Source organism: Sodalis sp. RH14 (assembly GCF_047324285.1).
Lineage (GTDB): Bacteria > Pseudomonadota > Gammaproteobacteria > Enterobacterales > Enterobacteriaceae > Acerihabitans.
This window is the reverse complement of record NZ_CP178739.1, coordinates 409750-433458: the sequence shown is the minus strand read 5'-3', so window position 1 is coordinate 433458 and position 23709 is coordinate 409750. Positions and strand designations below refer to the sequence as shown.

19 protein-coding genes are annotated in these 23709 nt (G+C 58.7%); 7 read left to right on the top strand and 12 right to left on the bottom strand.

The genetic code is table 11. From position 1 onward, the window contains the following. Window positions 1–126: 126 nt before the first annotated feature. On the bottom strand, window positions 127–927 hold the full coding sequence (locus tag ACL2XQ_RS01870; protein WP_410012360.1) for an SDR family NAD(P)-dependent oxidoreductase: 801 nt from the start codon (window positions 925–927) through the stop codon (window positions 127–129). Window positions 928–1082: 155 nt separating this feature from the next. On the opposite strand from ACL2XQ_RS01870, the gene ACL2XQ_RS01865 reads away from it, so the two are divergent. The 3 genes from ACL2XQ_RS01865 to ACL2XQ_RS01855 are packed head-to-tail and all read left to right on the top strand — an operon-like array spanning window position 1083 to window position 4337. After that, the gene (locus ACL2XQ_RS01865; protein ID WP_413740003.1) at window positions 1083–1934 is read left to right on the top strand and encodes a DeoR/GlpR family DNA-binding transcription regulator; all 852 of its coding nucleotides are present in this window, start codon (window positions 1083–1085) and stop codon (window positions 1932–1934) included. A gap of 49 nt (window positions 1935–1983) precedes the next feature. Beyond that, window positions 1984–2784 (top strand): BtpA/SgcQ family protein, encoded by an 801-nt coding sequence (locus ACL2XQ_RS01860; protein ID WP_410012362.1) that lies wholly within the window; start codon window positions 1984–1986, stop codon window positions 2782–2784. A gap of 38 nt (window positions 2785–2822) precedes the next feature. Then, window positions 2823–4337 carry an FGGY-family carbohydrate kinase gene (locus tag ACL2XQ_RS01855; protein WP_413721995.1) on the top strand — a complete coding sequence of 505 codons (1515 nt, stop codon included), beginning with the start codon at window positions 2823–2825 and terminating at the stop codon, window positions 4335–4337. Window positions 4338–4453: 116 nt separating this feature from the next. On the opposite strand, the gene ACL2XQ_RS01850 is transcribed toward ACL2XQ_RS01855, so the two are convergent. The 5 genes from ACL2XQ_RS01850 to dalD all read right to left on the bottom strand — a co-directional run bounded on the left by ACL2XQ_RS01850 (window position 4454) and on the right by dalD (window position 10975). Continuing rightward, complete coding sequence (locus tag ACL2XQ_RS01850) at window positions 4454–5392, bottom strand: ABC transporter permease (RefSeq protein ID WP_410016644.1); 939 nt, start codon at window positions 5390–5392, stop codon at window positions 4454–4456. A gap of 55 nt (window positions 5393–5447) precedes the next feature. After that, the gene (locus ACL2XQ_RS01845) at window positions 5448–6947 is read right to left on the bottom strand and encodes a sugar ABC transporter ATP-binding protein (RefSeq protein ID WP_410012364.1); all 1500 of its coding nucleotides are present in this window, start codon (window positions 6945–6947) and stop codon (window positions 5448–5450) included. Window positions 6948–6995: 48 nt separating this feature from the next. Further along, on the bottom strand, window positions 6996–7955 hold the full coding sequence (locus tag ACL2XQ_RS01840) for a substrate-binding domain-containing protein (protein WP_331122048.1): 960 nt from the start codon (window positions 7953–7955) through the stop codon (window positions 6996–6998). 118 nt (window positions 7956–8073) lie between these two features. Then, window positions 8074–9543, bottom strand: coding sequence for a xylulokinase (gene xylB / locus ACL2XQ_RS01835; RefSeq protein ID WP_413721994.1), 1470 nt, complete (start codon window positions 9541–9543; stop codon window positions 8074–8076). Window positions 9544–9574: 31 nt separating this feature from the next. Beyond that, window positions 9575–10975, bottom strand: a complete 1401-nt coding sequence (dalD, locus tag ACL2XQ_RS01830; protein ID WP_410012366.1) for a D-arabinitol 4-dehydrogenase — start codon at window positions 10973–10975, stop codon at window positions 9575–9577. A 186-nt stretch (window positions 10976–11161) separates the two neighbouring features. On the opposite strand from dalD, the gene ACL2XQ_RS01825 reads away from it, so the two are divergent. After that, window positions 11162–12118, top strand: a complete 957-nt coding sequence (locus ACL2XQ_RS01825) for a sugar-binding transcriptional regulator (RefSeq protein ID WP_410012367.1) — start codon at window positions 11162–11164, stop codon at window positions 12116–12118. A gap of 1 nt (window position 12119) precedes the next feature. Here ACL2XQ_RS01825 and ACL2XQ_RS01820 read toward each other — a convergent pair whose 3' ends face one another. Next, a complete protein-coding gene (locus tag ACL2XQ_RS01820) occupies window positions 12120–13496 on the bottom strand; it encodes a hypothetical protein (RefSeq protein WP_413740002.1) in 1377 nt (458 codons plus the stop codon). Between the two features lie 224 nt (window positions 13497–13720). Here ACL2XQ_RS01820 and ACL2XQ_RS01815 point away from each other — a divergent pair, with 224 nt between their 5' ends. Next, entirely contained in the window at window positions 13721–14485 is a 765-nt protein-coding gene (locus tag ACL2XQ_RS01815; RefSeq protein ID WP_410012369.1) for an IclR family transcriptional regulator, read from the top strand. A gap of 59 nt (window positions 14486–14544) precedes the next feature. Here the strand turns inward: ACL2XQ_RS01815 and ACL2XQ_RS01810 are convergent, their stop codons facing one another. From ACL2XQ_RS01810 to ACL2XQ_RS01795, 4 genes are all read right to left on the bottom strand, one after another. Further along, on the bottom strand, window positions 14545–15891 hold the full coding sequence (locus tag ACL2XQ_RS01810) for a GntP family permease (protein ID WP_410012370.1): 1347 nt from the start codon (window positions 15889–15891) through the stop codon (window positions 14545–14547). A gap of 232 nt (window positions 15892–16123) precedes the next feature. Next, window positions 16124–18103 carry a YjhG/YagF family D-xylonate dehydratase gene (locus ACL2XQ_RS01805; RefSeq protein ID WP_413740001.1) on the bottom strand — a complete coding sequence of 660 codons (1980 nt, stop codon included), beginning with the start codon at window positions 18101–18103 and terminating at the stop codon, window positions 16124–16126. Between the two features lie 80 nt (window positions 18104–18183). Continuing rightward, window positions 18184–19101 carry a dihydrodipicolinate synthase family protein gene (locus ACL2XQ_RS01800; RefSeq protein ID WP_410012372.1) on the bottom strand — a complete coding sequence of 306 codons (918 nt, stop codon included), beginning with the start codon at window positions 19099–19101 and terminating at the stop codon, window positions 18184–18186. Between the two features lie 439 nt (window positions 19102–19540). Next, window positions 19541–19750, bottom strand: a complete 210-nt coding sequence (locus ACL2XQ_RS01795; RefSeq protein WP_410012373.1) for a hypothetical protein — start codon at window positions 19748–19750, stop codon at window positions 19541–19543. Between the two features lie 352 nt (window positions 19751–20102). On the opposite strand from ACL2XQ_RS01795, the gene ACL2XQ_RS01790 reads away from it, so the two are divergent. Both ACL2XQ_RS01790 and ACL2XQ_RS01785 read left to right on the top strand, forming a co-directional pair. Beyond that, window positions 20103–21476, top strand: a complete 1374-nt coding sequence (locus tag ACL2XQ_RS01790) for a pyridoxal-phosphate dependent enzyme (protein ID WP_410012374.1) — start codon at window positions 20103–20105, stop codon at window positions 21474–21476. A gap of 55 nt (window positions 21477–21531) precedes the next feature. Next, the gene (locus ACL2XQ_RS01785) at window positions 21532–22683 is read left to right on the top strand and encodes a trans-sulfuration enzyme family protein (protein WP_410012375.1); all 1152 of its coding nucleotides are present in this window, start codon (window positions 21532–21534) and stop codon (window positions 22681–22683) included. Here the strand turns inward: ACL2XQ_RS01785 and ACL2XQ_RS01780 are convergent. Then, window positions 22678–23700: an isopenicillin N synthase family dioxygenase gene (locus tag ACL2XQ_RS01780; protein WP_413740000.1), complete on the bottom strand. Its 1023-nt coding sequence runs from the start codon at window positions 23698–23700 to the stop codon at window positions 22678–22680. The genes ACL2XQ_RS01785 and ACL2XQ_RS01780 overlap by 6 nt on opposite strands. Window positions 23701–23709 lie beyond the last annotated feature (9 nt).

The window sequence follows — 23709 nt, the reverse complement described above, 5'->3', positions numbered from 1 at the left end:
CGCAAAACCGACCATCATCGGGGCAAACGATTGCTTTTACCGGTGGCGCGCTTTCGCCGGTTGCCTATCGGATCCCGCAGAAGTGTTGTCCGCATCTGATTAGAATGTTTCTTTTTGTTGTATTTATCAGCCGGTATAAACGCCACCGGTGACATTAACACCCTGACCGGTCATAAAGCGGGCGGCGTCCGAGCACAAAAACGCCACCACATCGGCGACATCATCGGGGGTTTCCAGACGTCCCAACGGCGTCTGCGCGATATAATCGGCGATGACCCGTTCCGGCTCGACGGAACGCAGCTCCGCTTCCCATTCCACCTCTCGCGACTGCATCCCCGTTTTAACAAATCCGGGGCACACGGCATTCACCCTAATGCCATGTACCGCCAGTTCACGGGCCAGCGCCTGGGTCCAGCCCAGTACCGCGAATTTACTGGCGGAGTAGTGCGCCAGAAGCGGCGCGCCAACTTTCGCCGCCAGGGAAGCGGTATTGACTATCACCCCCCGGCCCTGGCCGACAAACTGGCGGGCGGCGATCTGATTGGTCAGAAACACCCCGCGCGCATTGACGTCAAAATTAAAATCCCATTCGTCATCGGTGAGTTTTAACGCATGCTGCATCGTAGAAACCCCGGCGTTGGCCGCTAAAATCTCAAAACCGCCAAAAACCTCATTTACCCGGGCAAACCCGGCGGTGACCGATGCGCGGGAGCATACGTCAAGATGAAAACCAAACGTCTCGCCGCCTAATTCCTCGGCGGTGCGTTTCGCCTTTACCTCATCGATATCACCAATGGCGACGCGCACACGCTGCGCGGCCAGCGCGGCGGCGATGGCCCGGCCGATACCGGTGGCGCCGCCCGTGACTACCGCGGCCTTTCCGGCCAGATCGTGATACTGATAGGGACTGGCAATATCATAGCTCATGTTGCTGCTCCTCTAAGTTATCCACTATTATCTACAACAAAATATCGAACAAATCAAAACATAAATATGTTTGATAAAAAAATAATTCTCCGTATTATGTGAATTATTGTTTGATGACAGACAAACCCAAACATTAAGCTGCAATGGATGTCGGAATGAACACCAATAAAGAACAGTTTTCGGCCTATGACGCGAAACCGGAACGCCCCAGGCTTCTGGCACAAGACCGCCATTTACATATCATCGAGACCTTGGCGCAGCAGGGATCCGTTTCGGTTACCTGCATCGCCGCCGAATTGGACGTTTCAGATATGACCATCAGACGCGATCTCCTCGAGCTGGAGTCGGAAGGGAAACTGGTGCGGATCCACGGCGGGGCGGTGCTGCCGGACCACATTACGCCGGTGGCGATAGATCGCGAAGAGCCCAGTTTTGACGCCCGCCTGGTAAAGCATTGCGAGGCAAAGGCCCGCATTGCGGCGATGGCGGCGGATATCGCCTGCGGTTACCGCACCGTGGCGCTGGATGTCGGCACCACCACCTATTTGGTGGCGGAAAGACTACTGGAGCGCCAGCGGATGAAAATTTTCACCAACAGCGTGCGCATTGCCCACCGTATGAGCAGCGGGGCGCCGGATATTTATCTCGCGGGCGGGCATATGCGCGGCGATGAAATGGCCATGGGCGGCCCGGCCGCCATCGCCCAGTTTGAACAGCTGTGGTTTGATGTCGCCTTTATCGGTGTTTCCGGCATTACCGCCGACGGCATTTATGACTACTCCTTTGAGGATGTGGACCTGAAACGGCTTTACCTAAACCGATCGGGTTATACCGTGGTGCTGTGCGATTCATCCAAATTCCAACGCATGTCGCTGGTGAACATCGCCCCGCTGGAGGGTGTGGACATGCTGATTACCGAGAGCTCGCCGCCACCGGCAATTGCCCTGGCGCTCGAGGCAGCCAGGATTAAGGTGGTCATCGCTCCGCCTTTGTCGGCAGGCTGCTGATATGTGGCCCGGGGATACCGGTCCCCGATAACATCGTCTGGAGTGTCCTATGATTTTTGATTTTTTTGGTAATAAAGCCAAAGCGGTTATAGCCATGGCGCATATCGGCGCGCTGCCGGGGTCCCCGCTCTACGATGCCGGCGGCGGCATTGATAAACTGATCGCCGATGTGCTGGCCGATGTGGAAAAGCTACAGGCGGGCGGCGTGGACGCCATCATGTTCGGCAACGAAAATGATCGGCCTTATGTGTTTAACGCGGCATTGGAAGGCGTCGCCGCCATGTCGGCGGTGGTGCAGGCCATTAAACCGGCGCTTAGGGTACCCTTCGGCGTCAACTACCTGTGGGATCCGAATGCCAGCGTCGCTATCGGCGCCGTCACCGGCGCCAGTTTTGTGCGGGAAATTTTTACCGGCGTGTTCGCCTCGGACATGGGCATCTGGCAGCCCGACTGCGCCACCGCATCCCGGTTGCGCCATAATCTGGGCCGGGACGATATGAAACTGCTGTTCAATATCAACGCCGAATTCGCCCATTCCCTGGACTGCCGGCCGATTGAGCTGCGCGCGCGCAGCGCGGTATTCTCCTCTCTGGCCGACGCCATTCTGGTCTCCGGCCAGATAACCGGCGAGGCGGCGGATAAATCCCATCTGCGTAAAGTCTGCGAAGCAGTTTCCGACGTGCCGGTATTCGCCAACACCGGCACCACCATCGATAACGTGCGCGACGTGTTAAGCATGGCCAGCGGCGTGGTTATTGGCACGCATTTCAAGGTGGACGGCTATACCTGGAACGCGGTGGACGGTGATCGGGTCAAGCGCTTTATGGATGTGGTGGAAAGCCTGCGTTAATGAACTGACATCGCGACGGCGGCCTGACGGGAGGGCGCATGAACTGCTTACTGGGTATTGATATAGGCACCACGTCCACCATCGGCATGCTGATCCGGCTCCCGGATGACGTATTGGGCTTGGTTTCCCGTCCGGTGCGGCTCTCCTCGCCGCAGCCGGGATGGGCCGAGGAGGATCCTGAACAATGGTGGCGCAACGTCGGCGAAATTTGCCGCGAGCTGCTGGAGAGTAGCGGCATAACCAACACCGATATCGCCTGCATCGGCATCACCGGCATGTTACCGGCCGTGGTGCTACTGGATGGAGAGGATCGGCTATTGCGCCCCAGCATCCAGCAAAGCGACGGCCGTTGCGGTAGGGAAGTGGCCGAACTTCGCGCCGAACAGGATGAGCAGGCGTTTATCCGCCGTAGCGGCAACGGCATCAACCAGCAGTTGGTCGCCGCCAAGATCCGCTGGATCGAACGCCATGAACCCGCGATCTATCAAAGGATCGCCACGGTATTCGGCGCCTATGACTTCATCAACTGGCGGCTGACCGGCGAAAAGGCCATCGAGCAGAACTGGGCGCTGGAAGCGGGTTTTATCGATATCGCCTCCCATAGGCTTGACGACGAACAGATTGCCCTGGCCCATCTGCCAAGATTGGCGGTGCCGCGCCTGGTACGATCCCATGACATCCTGGGCAGGGTATCGCCGGCGGCGACTAAGTTCACCGGCCTGGCGGCGGGCACGCCGGTTATCGGCGGCGCGGCGGATTTTATTGCCTCCGCGCTGGGCGCAGGCGTCACCCGGGAGGGCGACGTGTTGCTGAAATTCGGCGGGTCGGTGGATATATTGACCGCCACCGCCACGGTCAATCCGGATGCGCGCCTTTTTCTTGATTATCATCTGGTGCCGGGTATGTATATGCCGAACGGCTGTATGTCCACCGGCGGCTCGGGACTAAACTGGTTTGCGGAAAATTTTGCCGGCCAGCACCGGCCGGCGGCGGCGCAGGCCGGCCTTTCACTGCATCAATATATCGATAGCCTGGCGCAACAGAAACCGCCGGGGGCCGGCGGGGTGATATGCCTGCCCTATTTCCTGGGCGAAAAGACGCCGCTGCACGATCCGGCGGCGCGCGGCGTATTGTTCGGCCTGACGCTGTCCCACGACGCGGGTCATATCTGGCGCGCGTTATTGGAAGCCTACGCCTTTGCCATCAGGCACCATATCGACACGCTACATGATATCGGGTATCCCACCCGTCGTTATATCGTTTCCGACGGCGGTTCCGGCAGCCGGTTGTGGATGCAAATTGTCGCCGACGTGCTCGGTGAGCCGTTGCAGCGCCTGGAGGGACATCCCGGCTCTTGCCTGGGCGCCGCCTGGACCGCCGCCATTGGAGCGGGTCTAAGCGACGACTGGAACGGCGCCAGCCGGTTTGTGCGTTTCGGCGAGGTCATCCGGCCCAGTGCCGCGGCACGGGATTTTTACCACCAACTGTACCCGCGTTTTCGCGAGCTTTATCAGCAGTGCCGCCCCTTGACCGACGCTGCGCAGACGCGTTAATTTTAGGCGAAAACGGGCGTATGCACGCTCGTTGCATACGCCCGCACCCAGCGCTGGTTTGCCCACCAAAACCACATGCCCCGATCGGTTTGGCCGCTCTTCCCGCCGAAGTGGCTTTACGCCCGCGCCCGGGATTTAAAGCTTTCCAGCATCACCGCGATGATAATGATGGCGCCTTTGACCACCTGTTGGTTATAGCCGGAGATATTCATTAAATTCATCAGATTGGAGATGATACTGAGAATCAGCACGCCGATAATGGTATTGACCACCGTGCCGCGGCCACCCGCCAGGCTGGCGCCGCCCACCACCACCGCCGCGATCACATCCAGCTCGAAGCCGATGGACATCACCGGCGATCCGACGCCGGTACGGGTGGAGGCCAGCACGCCCGCCAGGCCGCAGGCCAGTCCGCTTAGGGCATAGACGGCAAACTTATACCAGTCGACCCGCACACCGGCGAAACGGGTGGCCGTTTCGTTGGACCCGATGGAAATCACCAACCGGCCGAACACGGTGTACTGATAGACAAAATGGGCAATGATGGCAAATGCGATAAAGACATAGACCGGCAGGGGCAGTCCCAATAAATAGCCGGTGCCGAAATTCACATAAGATACATCGTCGATGAAAATCGGCTGCCCCTTGGCGGCAATCAGCGCCAGGCCGCGCGCAATGGTCATCATGGCGAGCGTGGCGATAAAGGGGGCGATATTAAAAAAAGTCACCAGGCAGCCGGCGGCGGCCCCCACCAGCGTGGCGATGCCCGCGCCCGCCACGATGGCCGGCATCACGCCGATTTCCGGGATGAGCAGCGCGACGGCCACCGACACCAGGGCCATGATCGACCCCACCGATAAATCAATGCCGCCGGTGAGGATAACAAACAGCATGCCGATGGCCGCCAGGCCCAGCGGCACGCTTTGCCTTAGCACATTGGTAATATTTTCCGGGCTATAGAAGCGATCGGATAAAAAATTGGCCACAATCAACATCACGAAAAATACCAGTAACGTGGAGTTGTTGGCGAAAAATTTCAGCACTTTGGCTCGCATGGCAAAGCCCGTCGTTTTAGTGGGATTGTTTACCGTTTCCATAATTTTTCCTCATCTACACTAAAGCACGTTTAGGTATGGCGAATCTCATGATGTTTTCCTCGGTAATCTGGGAGCCCTGCAACTCTTTGGTTATCGATCCCTCGCTCATCACATACACCCGGTGGGAGAGGGAGATAACCTCGATCATTTCCGACGAGATAACGATAATGGCGTAGCCTTTCTCGGCCAGTTCATGGATGACGTTGTAAATTTCCACCTTGGCGCCGACGTCGACGCCGCGCGTGGGCTCATCCAGGATCAGCAGATCGCATTCCGTGGCCAGCCATTTGGCGATAACCACCTTTTGCTGATTGCCGCCGCTCAGGCTGGATATGGGGTCCTCGACGGAGCCCAGCTTGATCGCCAGCCGTTGCCGCGACTGTTCGCTGAACGCCCGCTCACTGCGATAATTAATAATGCCAAACCTATAACAAACGCGTTTCAGACTGGATAACGTCATATTTTCCCGAATAGGACGGGTTAAAATCGCGCCCTGCTCTTTGCGGCTTTCCGGCACCAGGCCGATGCCCTGGCGCATGGCGTCGGCCGGGTGGCGAATGGTGATGTCCTTGCCGTTTTTAACAATCCGGCCCTTGGTCATGCGGTCCAGGCCGAACAGGCAGCGGGAAATTTCCGTGCGCCCGGATCCGACCAATCCCGCCAGCCCGACGATTTCCCCTTTCCTGGCGGTCAGGCTGATATCCTTTAACAGCGATTTGGTGGACATGCCGTACACCTCCAGCACCGTTTCGTCCTGGGGAATATTTTTGGTCGGATACAGGTTTTCAAATTTACGCCCCACCATGCTGGAAATAATGTCGTCTTCCGTGCAGGTTTTGGGGTCCAGATCGGTCACCGTCTCGCCATCCTTGATAACCGTAATGGCGTCGGCGATGGCGAATATTTCATCCAGGCGATGGGAGATATACAAAATGGTGACCCCCTGCCCTTTCAGTAATTTCAGCTGGCTGAATAAAATATCGATTTCCCGGTTCGATAATACCGCCGAGGGTTCATCAAGAATCAATATCTTGACGTCCCTGGCCAGCGATTTGGCAATTTCCACCATCTGCTGGTAGGCGACGCTCAGCGTGCCCAGGCGCGCGGTGGGCGGTATATGGAAACCCAGGTTGGATAATACCCGGCCGGCTTTCTGGTTCATTTTTTTCCAGTTCACCAGTTGGCCACCGAACCCCAGGTCGCCGAGGAAAATATTTTCCGCCACGGTCAGATCCGGCGCCAGCGCCAGTTCCTGGTAGATAATGCCGATATTATTTTCCCGGCTTTGTTTTGGCGTGGTGAAATGCACCTCTTTACCGTTGATATAGATGGTGCCGCTATCCTTGATATAGATACCGGAGAGGATTTTCATCAGCGTCGATTTACCCGCGCCGTTTTCACCGACGATGGCGTGGATGCTTCCTTTCTTCACCTTCAAATCAATACTCTTTAGCGCATGGACTCCGCCAAAGCTTTTTTTAACCTTTTCGATAACGACTGCATACTGGTCCATGAACATACCTCATATCAGCCCCCCTTGTGGCAAGGGGGGGGGAAGACGTTAGAAAAGCGATTTAGCATCGTAGACTTGTTTCACGTTATCTTTGGTAATGAGCACGGTGGGGGTGTAAACATAATCCGGGAAGTCTTTATTGCCCGCCTGGTATTTGGCGATAACATCCAGCACGGTATTGGTCAGCGTATTGGGGTTATTGGCCGCCGTCGCCTGCAGGTCGCCGCGTTCAATGGCTTCCAGGCCTTTTTTATAGCCGTCGTGGGCAAATACTTTTACGTCCTGGAGTTTATTGGCGCCTTTTAGCGACAAAATGGCGCCCAGGGCCATATCGTCCATTTCGCTGTAGACGCAGTTGATCTTATTGCCCTGGGCGACAATGATGTCTTCCATGGCTTTCAGGCCGCCCTGTTGATCCCAGTTGCCCCAGCCCTGGCTGACGATGGTCAGGTTGGTTTGGTTATATTTACGCAGTTGCGCTTCCATCACGCCGCGAATAAAATTGGTGCGCCTGGCTTCACCCACCAGGTTGCCCTGGTTGCCGCTGATAATGACGCAGTTCATCGGCTTATTGCCAAACTGATCGACCGCGAATTCGCCAATGGCGATATTGTTCTTGGCGTTATTGGCCTGCACGCGGGTGATCACCGGCGCATCCAGTGAAATATCGCTGTCGAGGATAACGGTAGGAATACCCGCGCGTTTAGCGATTTGCGTAATACGCATGCCGGCTTCGGGATCCTGCGGATTGAGCACCAGATAATTAATGCCTTGGGAAATCATATCCTCGACATCGGAGATCTGCTTGTTCAAATCCCCGCGCGCATCGGTGGTGATCAAATCATAGCCCCGTTCCTTGGCATGGATTTTCATATACTCTGTCAGGCCGTTGAAAAAGGCACCATTGAGGGTTCGGTTGGCAAAACCGACTTTGATTTTATCTTCGGCATGGGCCGATATCGCCACCGAGGCCACGGCCAGCAACAGACCCGCTAATACTTTTTTCATCGATATCCTTCCTTCTGTTTGTTTACGTTAGGGTAGAGGTAACGTCTTTATTGTTCTGTTCAGCGTGCGTGAATGGGGGTGGCCCGCCGGATACGGCGCCCGATCCGGCGGGCCGGGATCATAGCGCCAGTTTCCTGGCGTCCACCTGCTGGCGATAGAACAGCCGGTAGAGCGCCAATCGGTGTTGCAGCTGTTCGGTGCGGTCGGTCCCGGCGGTGAAACGGGTATGGATTGCCGGTTTGCGGCACACGTCCGCCTCGTTGCCGCCCGCCGCCAGCCAGCCCAGCCTGGCCGCGCCAAGCGCGCCGCCGGCCGCGCCGTCGCGATGGGTTACCACCGGGACGGCCACCACGTCGGCTATCAGCTGCGCCCACCACGGGCTGCGGGCGCCGCCGCCGATCAGCGAAAATTGTTCGATATGGCTGCCGGCCTGTTTCATGACCGCCAGGCCATCGTCGAGACCGAACGCCACGCCTTCCAGCACCGCGTAGCCCAGCGACGCGCGCTCCGTGGAATGCGTCAAGCCATGGAACGACCCGCTGGCGACGGGATCGTTATGCGGGGTACGCTCGCCGGAAAGATAAGGCAGGAATATCGGCGCCCGCCGCTGTTCCTCAAGACTCAGCGCGGCCACCTCCGCCAGCAGGGTGGGTTCGTCGGTATGCAGAATCTGGCATAACCACCGCAGCGCGCTGGCGGCGGTGAGCATGACGCTCATCTGATGCCAGCGGCCCGGCAGGGCATGGCAAAACGCATGCACCGCCGACTGCGGGTTGGGGCGGAAACATTCGTTAACGGCAAAGATCACCCCGGAGGTGCCGAGTGAGATAAACGCATCGCCGGTATTCACCGCGCCGATGCCCACGGCGCTGGCCGCATTGTCGCCGCCGCCGCCGGCTATCACCACCGATGGCGGCAGACCCCATTCCCGGGCGACATCCGCCTTCAGGGTGGCGGACGGCGCGGAGCCTTCCACCAGCGCCGGCATATGATCCCGGGTCAGGCCGCAGGCGCCGAGCAAGGAATCCGACCAGTCGCGTTTCGCCACATCCAGCCACAGCGTGCCCGCCGCGTCGGACATATCCGACACTTTTTCACCGCTCATCATCAGGCGCAGGTAATCTTTGGGTAACAGTACGGTCTTGACGCGGGCAAAGATCTCCGGCTCATGTTTCGCCACCCACAGCAGCTTAGGCGCGGTAAACCCCGGCATCGCCAGGTTACCGGCTATTTGATGCAGCTCCGGCGCCAGCCGGGTAAGCTGTTCGCACTCCTGCGCGCTGCGGGTGTCATTCCACAGAATGGCCGGGCGCAGCACGTTATCCCGGGCGTCGAGCAATACCGCGCCATGCATCTGGCCGGAAAGGCCGATGGCGCGAATCCCCGCCCAAAGATCGGTATGCCGCGCGCGCAGGCGGCCGACGGCGCGGTTGGTGGCCGCCCACCACTGCGCGGGATCCTGCTCGGACCACTGCGGATGCGGGCGCTGCACCGTCAGCGGTTCGCCTTCACTGGCGACCAGTTGTCCCTTGTCATCGATAATCACTACTTTGATTTCCGAGGTGCCTAAATCAAGACCGAGATACATATTCGCTCCCCTTCGTTATTGGCTGATGCGGTTACTGAGCGGCGACCTTCGGGGCCTTGGCCAGCGCCCAGGCGTCAAGCCGGGTGATGGTCTCGCGCAGTAATTTTTCAAAATCCTGGTCGGTGGCCAGCGGCCCGAACAGTTTAGCGTCGCGGGCAAAGAGCGCGACGGGGTCGGCCGCGCTGAACATGGCGTGGGTGGCCGCCGCGTCCAGGATGCCGTCCTGGTAGTCGTAAGGCAGTTCGCCGTCATGCCAGCGGCGCATGAAGATAAAAAACAGCGCCGGCAGCACGGCCGTGGCCTTGGGCGGCTGTCCCCGGCGGTAACATTCAATCAGGGTCGGGGTGATCATGCCCGGGATCTTGGAGAAGCCATCGGCGGCGACCCGTTGATTGGTGTCGCGGATATACGGATTGCTAAAGCGGTCCAGCACCACATCGCGGTATTGCGCCAGGTCCAGCGGGCTTGGCGTCAGCGAGGGGATCACGTCCTGAGTGACATAGTCGTAGGCCATGCGGCGGATATCCGCGGTGCCGGTACTTTCATGGATATAAGACTGGCCGATAAGCGTGCCCGCCCAGGCAATGCAGCTGTGGCTGGCGTTGAGGATGCGGATTTTCGCTTCTTCATAAGGCACCACGGAATCCACCATTTCGACGCCGACATTTTCCAGCGCCGGACGTCCGGCGATAAAATGGTCTTCCACCACCCATTGGATGAAAGACTCGCCCATCACCGGCGCGCGGTCGTCCATGCCCAGATTTTCCTTGACCCGGCCGGCAATATCAGCGGACGGACGGGGCGTGATGCGATCAACCATAGTGTTCGGCGTGGTAGTATTGGCCTGGAACCAGGCCAGCAGATCCTGCTCGCCGCGCAGGGTCAGGAATTCGGTCAGGCCGTCACGGAACCGTTCGCCGTTATGGCGCACATTGTCGCAGCTGAGCAGGGTGACGCCGCCGGTGTCCTGGCTGCGGCGGGTTTGCAGGATGCGCGCGATGGTGCCGTAAATCGTGCGCGCGCCGCCCTTCAGGTCGGCCTGCAGATCCGCGTTGGATTGGTCGAGTTTAAAATGGGTATCCAGGTAATAACCGCCTTCGGTCACGGTAAAGGAGATAACCCGGGTATCGGCGCTCGCGCCCTGCCCGACCAGCGCCGACAGTTGCTCGTCCCAGGGGATGATTTTGCGGATGGAGGTGATTTTTTCATAGCTGCGCTCCCCGGCGGGCGTCACGGTTTCCAGTGCATATTCCCCTTTCTGTGCCGCCAGGATATCCAGCAGTGGGTTGGCGTCGTCGCGGATATTACCCAGCGCAATCGACCAGCGTCCGTCGCCCTGCATCAGCAGACGGTGCAGATACCAGGCTTGGTGCGCGCGGTGGAAAGAACCGGCGCCGATGTGCATCCAGGTAAAGTGTTGTGAAGTGGTCATAATGTATAGTACCTCGCGAAAGGGAGATGAGCATAAGCTCACAAAATGAGTAATTGCCTAGATGGAGAGCTTAATCGAATAATAGCCCATCAAATGAGCTTTAGCTCACAGTTCGCACATGATCGATTTACGCCCTCCATAAATGATGGGTATAGTTCCACCACTGCTAAAAGCTGAGTATGATCAATGGGTAAAATCGACAGGAAATTGGATCAGGCCGCCCGGGCCGCCTGGATGTATTACGTGGCGGGCAAAACACAGCATGAAATCGCCGATGTGCTGGGGGTGTCGCGCCAGGCGGCGCAGCGCCTGGTGGCGCTGGCGTCGGAAAATGGCCTGGTCAGGGTGAATATCACCCATCCGGTGGCTGAATGCACGGCGCTTTCCCAACGGCTGGCCCGGTGTTTTGGCCTGTCGGTATGCCTGGTGGTGCCGTCGGGAGGCATGGATACCGGCAGTATTAACAGCATGATCGCGGTGGCCGGCGCGGAGGTGATGATGCAGTTTCTCGATCAGCCGCAGCCCAGGACCATCGCCGTCGGCTCCGGCCGGGCGCTGCGCGCCACCATTAACGAAATGGCGCCCATCGATCGCCCGCAGCATAGCTGCGTATCGCTTATCGGCGCCATCGCCTCCGACGGCTCCTGTACCCGTTACGATGTGCCGTTATGGATGGCGGAAAAAACCCAGGGTAAATATTTTATCCTGCCGGCGCCGCTGTTCGCCGATAACCTGACGGATAAAGAGCTGTGGTGTAATCACCGTATCTACCGCATGGTGACCGATAAGGCGGCGCAGGCGGATGTCACCTTTATCGGCATCGGCCAGATGAACTACCTTTGCCCGTTGCATAAGGATGGTTTTATCACCACCGACGAAGTCAACCGGCTGACGCAGGCGGGCGTAGTGGCGGAAATCGTCGGCCATTTTATCGGCGCAAACGGCCAGCGGGTGGCAAGCGAAATGGACGATCGCCTGACCAGCGTCGCTATCCAGACACGCCCCGAAAAACCGGTGATCGCCTTTGCCGGCGGCCGGGAAAAGTTCCAGGCTATCCAGGCGGTGCTCAGCGGCGGCTGGATTAACGGCCTGGTAACGGATGAGGATACCGCCGTAAAACTGCTGGCCGCCGCCGAGGCGTGATTCAGGCCGGATGCGGAATACGCAGTTCGAAATAATTACCTACCGCGCTTACCATCTTGCCGAAGGAAACGGTTTGCCAGGCGGTATGCAAGGCGTTGAGGGTCCCGCCGGGCCGCATATCCCGCGCATTACCCGCCGCGCGCAGCAGTTTGCCAAAGGATACGGTGCGCCGGGCGGTATCGGCCGCCTGGCCTATGCGGGTTATTTCCCCCCCGGTGTAAATATCGGCCACCTGCGTCACGCCGCCCAGGGTGCCCCCGGATATCGCCGCCAGCCATTCCGCGGGACCGGCCGCGGGTTCTTCCGATGTCCAGGGTAATAAATACCAGGATTTAGCGGTGTTGATATACTGATTTTGTATATTGCGAATCAAACCCAGCCCGAGGGGAGAAAAAATAAAATCATCGATTAAACGGCCAACTGACGCCCCGGTTTGGCTGCCAGACGCGGCGCCATCGGCAACTTTGCCAAGTTCGTGCTCCGCCAAATTACTGTACCATGCCAAACAGCCCGCCACGGCGGTGCCTACGGCCGCGCCCCATTGTTTAGCCACATTAGCCGTTCCACACATCATCGTATCCATTACGCCAACGGCTTTGCCAATGGGCGCCAACAAAACCTTGGTCAGTTCAGGTTTCCCGATTGTGGCGCAGCAATAACCGGCTATGCCGCCAACGTAGGCGGCGGTTTGCATTCCACGGGTGCTGGCATTGTGGCCAAACGCCGACATCAGAGCCACCGCGCCGCCGGTTTTGGCCTGGGTTTCGGCGGATTTATTTTTGACCACATGAACCGCAGCCTTGGCGAAAGCGCGGGATAAACCCTTGGCCGTTAAACTCACCAGCGCGCCAATGGCAAAACCTACCGCGACGACGATAAGCAAAGGTCCCCCCGCCACACCGACTAAGGTCGCCACGGCGGAGAATAGCGCGGCAGCGGTCATGGCCACGCCCACCACTCTGATGGCCTTGTTAATATTTTTAGCCGTAAATAACGACTTAATGAACATCTTAATGCGCTGGCTTGCCGTGGTTTCGGCGTTAGCGGGTATGGCCTTTATAGCGGTGGTCTTGTGTGCGGCGCCGGGGGCTACCGCCATGGAAGAACCCGCCGCGGCGCGCGCTGCCGCAACACCCGGATTGATAGGCTGAACCGGCAAAGGAAGGAATCCAGACGCACGATGGCCGTTTGGTGCTAACGGGCTTCCCGCCGGCCGGTTACTGACTTTGATGATATGTTGCGGCACGCCCGGCTGTTCATACGCTCCTTCGCTGCGATCATCTAACCGCAGCGCGCCCGACATTCTGTTCACGCCTGTGTTGAACGCATTATTATCCTCGGGACGGTAAAAAGAGTTGTTAGTGATGTTTGTCGTCATAACGAATTCTCCCCTGATTTACCGCCACAAGGTAGCGACCGTCCGCCAAAAAAACTTTCAAATTTAGATGATTTTGAAATTATTTTTTTAAAATCCGTGTTCGCGATCGCATAAGACGATAAACGGACGCGTCGCGCGGCGGATGGGGTTAAATTGATTTTCCCGACCGGACGTAGTACCGTCAAGCCCATAACATGTATCATTCTTTTCCCAAGCGGTCAGCCATGCCAATCATCCAATCCGTTGAACGAGCCCTGCATATTCTGGACCTGTTCGATGAACACGACACCGAACTAAAAATCACCGAAATCAGCAATAAAATGGGCCTGCACAAAAGCACCCTGCACTCCTTGCTTAAAACCCTGCAGGTGCAGGGTTATATCGATCAAAATCATGAAAACGGCAAATACCGTCTGGGCATGAAATTGGTCGAACGGGGAAACCTGGTGGTCAATTCCATTGATATCCGGCAAAAAGCCAGAAGTTTCCTGCTTGAATTATCGATTAAAACCGGCCAGACCACGCATTTGGGTATTCTTGACGGTAAAGAAGGCGTGTATATCGATAAAGTGGAAGGGAAGATGGCGGTAATTTCTTATTCCCGCATCGGGCGCAGGCTGCCGGTGCATGCCACAGCCATCGGCAAAGTGCTGTTATCCTTTCTTAAACCGGCGGATATCCAGGCGTTGCTGGAGAATTACGACTATACCCGGCAAACGCCGCAATCCATTACCGATGAAGGCCGGTTTTTAGCGGAACTGGCCGAGGTGCGCAGCCGGGGATATGCCCTCGATAACCAGGAAAATGAACAGGGGGTAAGATGTATTTCCGTGCCGATATGGAATGTTGAACGCAAGGTTATCGCCGCCATCAGTATCTCGACCTTAATTTCCCGCGTCAGCGATAACGAATTCGATGACTATATCCAATTATTAAAACAGGCCGGGCAGGAATTATCACAGCAATTAGGATATACGGCCGGGAACTGACGGCGACAAGGGTTACCGCGCTCCCGGCATCAAGATCGTCATTCATCACTCGCCGGGAGTTATACCACCAGGCTCAGTAATAAGATAAACCCCAACCCGGCCACCGAGACAATGGTGGACAGTACCGTCCAGGTGGCGAATGTCTCTTTCATGGTCAGGCCGAAGTATTCCTTGATCATCCAAAAACCGGCGTCGTTGACATGCGAGGCGATGGCGCTGCCGGCGCCGGTGGCCAGCGTCACCAGCGCCAGGTTGGCATCGCTGTGCGCCAGGGTGGGTATGACCAGCCCCGCCGTCGAGATAGCGGCCACGGTGGAGGAACCCAGCGAAATACGCAGGATCGCGGCGACCACCCAGGCCAGGATAATCGGCGAGGCGGCGGTGCCGGTGAATAAATCGGCCACATAGTGCCCGACGCCGCCATCGATCAGCACCTGTTTAAACGCCCCGCCGCCGCCGATAATCAGCAGCATCATGCCGATGCTGGTCACCGCCGAGCCACAGGAGGCCATAAGGTTTTTGATGGGGATATCGCGCGCCAGCCCCATGCTGTAGATGGCGAACAGCAGGGAAAGCAGCATGGCGACAGAAGCGTTGCCCAGCAGGCGGATAATGGCCAGCGCGGTATTATCGGCCAGCCCCGTTTCCTGCTGGATCATGGTAATAATGGTCGCTAACGACATCAATATCACCGGCAGCATGGCGGTCAGCATACTGATGGCGAAACCGGGGGTATCCTCAAGCCTGAACAGCTTTGATTCGCCAAGGGAATCGATATTGCCGATTTTGTTAAACCCCTCAGGCACGATTTTTTTGGCCAGTTTATTATAAACCGGACCGGCCAGGATCACCGTCGGCGTGCCGACAATAATGCCGTACAGCAGCACTGAACCGATATCGGCGCCATATTCCCCGGCGATCATCGTCGGCCCCGGATGCGGCGGTAAAAAGCCGTGGGTCACCAGCAGCGCCGAGGCCATGGGAATCCCCAGATGCAGGATTGACACCTTCAGCTGTTTGGCGATGGTGAAGATTATCGGGATCAGCAAGACCAGGCCCACTTCAAAAAACAGCGCGATGCCAACGATAAAAGACGCGACCACCACCGCCCATTCGATATTTTTCTCGCCAAATTTGCCGATAAGGGTAATGGCGATGCGCTGGGCGCCGCCGGCATCGGCAATAAGGCGTCCCAGCATGGCGCCGATACCGAATATCAGCGCGATATGACCGAGCGTGCCGCCCAGGCCGCCTTCGATGGATTTCACCACGTTATTCAGCGGTATGCCCAATGCCAACGCCACGCCGAATGAAACAATAATCAGCGAAACAAAAGTATTAAGCTTACACTTCATGATTAAAAATAAGAGGGTTACTATTCCCAAAGAAACAATAATTAAAGGCATTCTCTCACTCCGGTTTTATTGTGTTATCAATTAATAAAAAAGACACACGCTTTCGCCAACCTTATATAGAGAAATAAGGCTGCGGTTATTATCACTGGAGCTATAGTCAGCGCAGAGATATGTTCTATCATGACAACAATATGAAAAAAGAGGCGGCAATCCTGTTAATAAGATTGCCACTTCATATCAGTGAGCTATTAATAGCTTCGTCGTTATAGATCTGAATAGTAATTTAATTATGCGTTTTTTCCGCCAGGGCTTTCACGCCCGCATCGAGCACCGCGATAATACGGTCGGCGTCGTAGACGCAGCCGCGCCAGGTTCCGCCGCTGACCGCCTGGAGCGCCGCCCAGAGCCGGGTGTCGTCGGGCAATTGGGGATGCGGGCGCAGCCCGGGGTGGCTGGGACGCTGCGCCAATACCGCGGCGCCTTCGCCGGGGGACAGCGCGGCGGAATCGGTGCCGATAAAATTAATCGATCCCACCAGCCGGTCGCGGTCGACGATCATTTCAATGATATCGCCGTCGCGCAGTTTGCCTATCGGGCCGCCCACCAGCGCTTCGGGCCCGATATGACCGACGCAGGCGCCGGTGGATACCCCGGAGAAACGCGCATCCGTCAGCAGGGAAACATGCTTGCCGTAGGAGAGGTGCTTTAACGCGGAGGTTAACTGATAGGTCTCCTCCATGCCGGTGCCCGACGGGCCGCCGCCTATCACCACCATCATGTCGCCGGCGTGGATATGACCCTGCTTGATGGCCTTGATGGCGTCGGACTCGGCGGTAAATACCCGGGCTTTGCCGGTATGGCGGTAAACGCCGTCGGCGCCGACCACCGAGGGGTCGATGGCGGTAGATTTGATGACCGACCCCTTGGGGGCGATATTACCGGTGGGGAAGGTAATGGTCGAGGTCAGGCCGCGTTCCTTTGCCTGGCGCGGCGACATGATTACCTCATCCGGATGCACGCCGTCAAGCTGTTGTAAACGTTCGCGGAACAGTGCGCGCCGCGGCGACGCCTCCCACCAGTCCAGATTGGCGCCCAGGGTTTCGCCGGTCACGGTCAGCGCATCCTCATGCAGCAAACCCAGCCGGCGCAGATGCAGCATCACCTCGGGAACGCCGCCGGCGAGGAACGCCCTTACCGTGGGGTGATATACCGGGCCGTTGGGCAACACGCTCACCAGCCTGGGCACGCGGCGGTTTATCGCCGCCCATTCGTCCACGGTGGGGATATGGCATCCGGCGGCGTGCGCGATGGCGGGAATATGCAGCAGCAGGTTGGTCGAACCGCCAAAAGCCGCATGGATGACCATGGCGTTTTCTATGGCTTTATCGGTGATGATATCCTTGGTGGCGAGTCCCTTGCGCCCCATCACCAGCGCGGCGCGGGCCGATTGGCGGGCAATTTCAAACCAGACGGCCTGGCCGGACGGCGCCAGCGCCGAATGCGGCAACGCCAGGCCCAGCCCTTCCGCCACTACCTGGGAAGTGCCGGCGGTGCCGAGGAACTGGCAGCCGCCGCCGGGTGATGCGCAGGCCCGGCAACCCAGCTCCGCCGCTTCCTCAAGGGTAAGCTCATGGTTGGCGAAACGGGCGCCGATGGTTTGCACCTTGCCCGCATCCTCACCCTGGGTGGGCGGCAGCGTCGCGCCGCCGGGCACGATAATCGTCGGCAGGTCGTGCATCGCCGCCAGGGCGATCATCATCGCCGGCAGCCCTTTGTCGCAGGTCGCCACGCCTATGACCGCCTTGCGCGTCGGCAGGGAGCGGATCAGGCGCCGGAATACCACGGCCGCGTCGTTGCGATAGGGCAAGGAATCAAACATGCCGGTGGTACCCTGGGAGCGTCCGTCACAAGGGTCGCTGACGTAACCGGCGAAAGGAACGCCGCCGTGCCGGCTGATTTCCTCCGCCGCGGCTTTCATTTGCAGGCCGATTTCCCAATGGCCGGTATGGTAACCCAGGGCGATGGGCGCGCCGTCATGATCGCGAATCCCGCCCTGGGTACCCAGGATCAGTACTTCGGTACCCAATAGCTTATTAGGATCCCAGCCCATGCCGGCATTCAGGGTCAGGCCGAAAATGTTGCCGCTGGGGGAATCCATCAGCATTTCCGGCGTCAGCGGCAGCGACCCCCTGGGCCCTTCCGCGTGCGTCTGGATATCATATATCGACGCATCGACATCAGTGAAAATAGTATTGATAGACATAATATTACTCACCTGCTGCTATGACTTCATTCTCTGTGATTCAACATACCGCGTAGCGGCGACATTAACGTTGCGGCGCATCATTGTTGGTTAATGACGCCGGCCCGTTGCAGTACCCGCCTGACGGCCGCTTTGCCCGCGCTATCCAGCGGCTGCGCCGGCGGCAGTACATAATCGGATACCGCCAGTCCGCATACCCGCATCGCCTCCTTGACCACATTGACGAACGGGCTGTCGATGGCATACAGCGCGGGCAGCATCAGCAAGGATTGGTTTAATTCGGCGGCCCTGGCCAGATCGCCGGCGCGTACCGCGTTATAAATGCCGACGGAGAGCTGGGGGGCGAAATTGACGCTGGCGGAAATCGCGCCGGCGCCGCCCAGCAACAGGGTATTAAGCAGATGATCGTCAAAACCGCAGAATACCGAGAAAGCGGGATGGGCATCCTTCAGCGTGATAATCATTTCACGCAGATGGGCCACGGAGTCGATCGTGTCCTTGATGCCGACGATATTGCCATGGGCATCGGCCAGGCGCTTGACCAGGGCCGGCGTCAGATCCTGCCCGGTCAGGAAAGGGAAATTGTATAAAATCACCGGCAGATCGACGCTTGCGGCGATGTCGCCGTAATAGCGCAACAGGTTGGCGTCGGTGAGATGCCAGTAATAGGGATTGATCACCACGATGGCGTCCGCGCCGATAGCCTGGGCATGGCGGCTCAGCGTCAGGGCCTCGCGCGTATTGGTGCTGCCGGTGCCAATCAGCACCGGCACCCGGTGGTTAACATAGCGCACGGCGAATTCGGCCACGGTCTGCCGTTCGGCGCACGACATTTGCGAAAATTCGCCGCCGGTCCCCAGGAAAAACAGGCCGTTGACCCCGGCGGCGATCAGATGGTCGATGGTCAGGCCCATGCCCGCCTCATCAAGCTGACCTTCCTGGGTCAGGATGGTGGACACCGGCGGAATAATCCCGCGAAACTTCTTGTTATCAATCATAATAGTAACCTTTTACAACCGGGAATGTGGGAAGGCGCATTATGCGGACCGGCCAAAAAATCAGGATCATTACCGGCAATCGTCAGTGGATTTGTTCTATATTATAGAACACGGTTGTATAATGCTTAACGAGATACTAGCACCGTCATTTTGGCGGTGTAAATACCCACCGTGGGAATGCGTGTTCGTTCTGTATCTTGGATCACAAAAACCCGCCGGATTGATCCTGGCGGGCCGGTCTTGCGTCGCGGGAGCGTTTGCGGGAAATAACAGGTGGGGAAATGGCCGCCGGACGGGCGCAAAGGTGGGACCGTCGTCGCCACCGGCGCGGCGAACGTGGCGTGCGGCGGCGGCGCAATGGCGGCGATGCCGGGCGCAGAAATCTACACCGGGAACGGGTTTCGGCCCGGTTTATCAGGGTTATATCGGTGCCGGCCGGTTAACCGCCCTGGCGTCCCGGCGCTGTTTCCGGCGCCTGGGCGTTATCGCCGGCGGACGCCTTCAGCCCATGCAGCGCCGTCAGGAAAAGCTCTTCCTCTTCTTCCTCGTCCAGCCCGCCATACACCATATGTAAAAATTCCACGGCGAATTCCTGATCATCGCCTAGCATCTCGATGATGGCGCGATCGTCATTACGTGGCTTACGCATATCTCCCCCCGCGTTGCACCTGTCCGGATATGGAGATCATAGTTCATACCACGCCGGTGTTTCAGTATGGCGTCAACTTATACTTATTTTGTTTAAGCTAACGCATTTTTTGCCTATTGGGCCGCAGGGCCGGCACCGGAACGCGATACCCGCCGTCGCCGGACCCAGCGCCGGCGCGGAAGAGGTTTTATTTTATCTTTCCTTACCGCTATACGGCCGTACATCCCGACGTCTAAACAGAGCAATATATTACTTTATGGCATATAAAGTAGTTATTTGTTCTTTAAACACCGGCTTGATTCAGCTCTATTATCCACGCAAATCATCCCCGGCACGTTAAAGGACATTGCCCATGCCATTACCTGATTCCGTTCTCGATCTGATAGGCCATACCCCGATGCTGGAACTTACGCGGCTGGACAGCGGCATCTGCCGGCTGTTTCTTAAGCTGGAAAACCAAAACCCGGCGGGATCGATCAAGGATCGCGTGGCGCTCGCCATGATCGAGCAGGCGGAGCGCCAGGGCATCCTGGCCCCCGGCGGCACCATTATCGAGGCCACGGCCGGCAATACCGGCCTGGGCCTGGCGCTGGTGGCCGCGCAAAAAGGCTATAGCCTGATATTGGTGGTGCCGGATAAAATGAGCCGCGAGAAAATATTCCATCTGCGGGCGCTGGGGGCGAAAGTGCTGCTGACCCGCTCCGACGTGGGTAAGGGACACCCCGATTATTATCAGGACTACGCCCGTCGCCTGGCCGGGGAAACCCCGGGCGCCTTTTATATCGATCAATTTAACAACCCCGCCAACCCGCTGGCCCATTACCAGGGCACCGCGCCCGAACTGTGGCAGCAGATGGATCAGGATATCGACGCCATCGTGGTCGGCGTCGGCTCCGGCGGCACCCTGGGCGGACTCAGGCGCTTTTTTGACGAGGTATCGCCCAAAACCGAATTTATCCTCGCCGATCCGGCGGGGTCAATCCTGGCGGATGTGGTGGAGCACGGCACCGCGCCCGAGGCCGGCAGTTGGCTGGTGGAGGGGATTGGCGAGGATTTTGTGCCGCCGCTCAGCCAGGTGGAGCGGCTGAGCCAGGCGTTTCGCATTACCGACGGCGAGGCATTCGCCACCGCCCGTACCCTGTTGCATAAGGAGGGCATCCTGGCCGGGTCGTCCACCGGCACCCTGCTGACGGCGGCGCTGCGCTACTGCCGGGCGCAGCGTACGCCCAAACGGGTGGTGACCTTCGCCTGCGACAGCGGCAACAAATATCTCTCCAAAATGTTCAACGACGACTGGCTGCGCCAGCAGGGTTTGCTGGCGCGTCCGGTTACCGGCGATCTGCGCGATTTTATCGCTTTTCGTCACGATGAAGGCGCCACCGTGTTCGCCCTGCCGGCGGATACCCTGGCCACAGCCCACGCCCGTATGCGCCTGTACGATATCTCACAACTGCCGGTGCTGGAAAACGGCCGGCTGGTGGGGCTTATCGATGAATGGGATATTCTTACCCAGGTACGGGCCGATGCCCGGCGGTTCGCCCTGACGGTCGACGCCGCCATGACGCGGGAGGTGATTACCCTGGCGAAAGAAGCCGACGAAGCGACGCTATTGCGTACTTTCGCCCAAGGCCATGTGGCGGTGGTAATGGATGGCGGGCAATTCCTGGGGCTCATCACCCGCGCCGATGTGCTGAACACGTGGCGCAACCGCCTGCCTTCAACATGATGTGCTGAACACCCGACGCAACCGCAACCTCCATAATCATAATAAGGATAATAGCATGACCCATATCGCCACCCTTGCCGTGCACAGCGGTTATACCCCGGACGCCACCGGCGCGGTAATGCCGCCGATTTACGCCACCTCCACCTTTGCGCAAACGGCGCCAGGCGAACACAGCGGCTACGAATATTCGCGCAGCGGCAATCCCACCCGCCACGCGCTGGAACAGGCCATCGCCCAGCTTGAGCAAGGCACCCGGGGATTCGCCTTCGCCTCCGGGCTGGCGGCCTGCTCAACGGTGCTGGAACTGCTGGATCAGGGTAGCCATATCGTGGCGGTGGACGATGTGTACGGCGGCACCTACCGGCTGCTGGAAAACGTGCGCGCCCGCACCGCCGGCCTGCGCGTCAGCTGGGTCAAGCCACAGGACGCGGACGCGCTGGAGCGGGCCATTCAACCCGATACCCGGATGATTTGGGTGGAGACCCCCACCAATCCGCTGCTTAAGCTTGCCGATCTGGCGGCGATTGCCGCTATCGCCCGCCGCCATAACCTGATAAGCGTGGCGGATAACACCTTTGCCTCGCCGGTATTGCAGCAGCCGCTGACGCTGGGGTTCGATATCGTGGTGCATTCGGCGACCAAATACATTAACGGCCATTCCGACGTGGTGGCCGGGCTGGCGGTGGTGGGGGATAATCCCGCGCTGGCGGAGCGGCTGGCCTATTTGCAAAACGCCATCGGCGGCGTGCTCGACCCGTTCAGCAGTTTTTTAACCCTGCGCGGCATTCGCACCCTGGCGCTGCGTATCGCCCGCCACAGCGAAAGCGCGTTGCGCATTGCCGCATGGCTGGAAACGCAGCCGCAGATTGAGAACGTTTATTACCCAGGCCTGGCGAGCCATCCGCAGCATGAGCTGGCGCGGCGCCAGATGCGCGGCGCGGGCGGCATGATTTCCATCCGCCTGCGCGGCGACGATGCGCAGGCGGCCAATCGCTTTATCCGGCAGCTTAGCCTGTTTACCCTGGCCGAAAGCCTGGGCGGCGTCGAAAGCCTGGTAAGCCAGCCCTTCGCCATGACCCACGCCTCCATTCCGCTGGAGCAACGGCTGGCCACCGGCATTACGCCGCAGCTGGTGCGGCTGTCGGTGGGCATTGAGGACGCCGGGGATTTGATGGCGGATCTGGCCCGCGGGCTGGCGGCGTTATAATAACGCCGGGATATCGGGGTAATAGCGCTGCGCCACATCGGGGTGGGAGCGCAACCGTCCTTTCAGATAATTCCAGCCGACGTCGCGCAGCAGCGGATTGCGCGGATCGCTTGCGGGGCCGCGCGCCTGGGCGGCCAGCGCGGGCGGCAGTTCAAACAGCGGCACCACCGCGTCCAGCCGGGCGCCAAGGAAAAAGGCGATGGACAGGCGATCGGCGCCCGCGGGCGGCGACACCACCCGGTGCACCGTGGCGCGCAGGTAGCCGTTGGTGGCCAGTTCCAGCAGTTCGCCGATATTGACCACAAAGGTGCCGGCAACCGGCGCGGCATCCGTCCAATGACCTTCTTCCACTTCCACCTGCAGGCCCTTTTGCCGATCCTGCAGCAGGAAACTGAGAAAACCGGAATCCTTATGGGCGCCGACGCCCTGGCTGCTGCCGGTCTGGTTGCGGGCGGGATAACGGATAAGCTTAATATGCTCATTGGGCTTATCGCCGTACAGGGGATCGAACGCGTCCGCCGGCAGCGACAACGCCTCGGCAAAGGCGCGCAGCAGGCGCAGGGACATCGCGGTCATTGCGGCCTGCCAGCGCAGCAGCGCCGGTTTTAACCCAGGCAGTTCCGCCGGCCACTGGTTAGGCCCCTGCAACCGGGTCCACGCCGGCGTCCGCTCCGTCTGCGGCAGCGGCGCGCGCTCGGCGCCAATATCGAACTGTTCGCGCCAGTCGGGTTGTCCCCGGGTCAATTCCGACGCGGCGCGGTTATAGCCGCGAAAATGGGGAGAGTTGATCATCGCCACCGCCTGTTTTTGCGCGTCGGACAGCGCAAAAAATTCACGCGACAGCCGCTGCACCTGGTCAAGCAACTGCGAATCCACGCCATGGCCGGCCAGGTAGAAAAAACCGATATCCCGCGCCGCGAGACGCAGCTCGGTTAAAAAGACCGTACGCTCCGCCTGGCCGCCATCAAGCCGGGAAAGATCGAGCAAGGGTAAAGATGCCGCTACTGCCGTACTCATAGGCTGCTC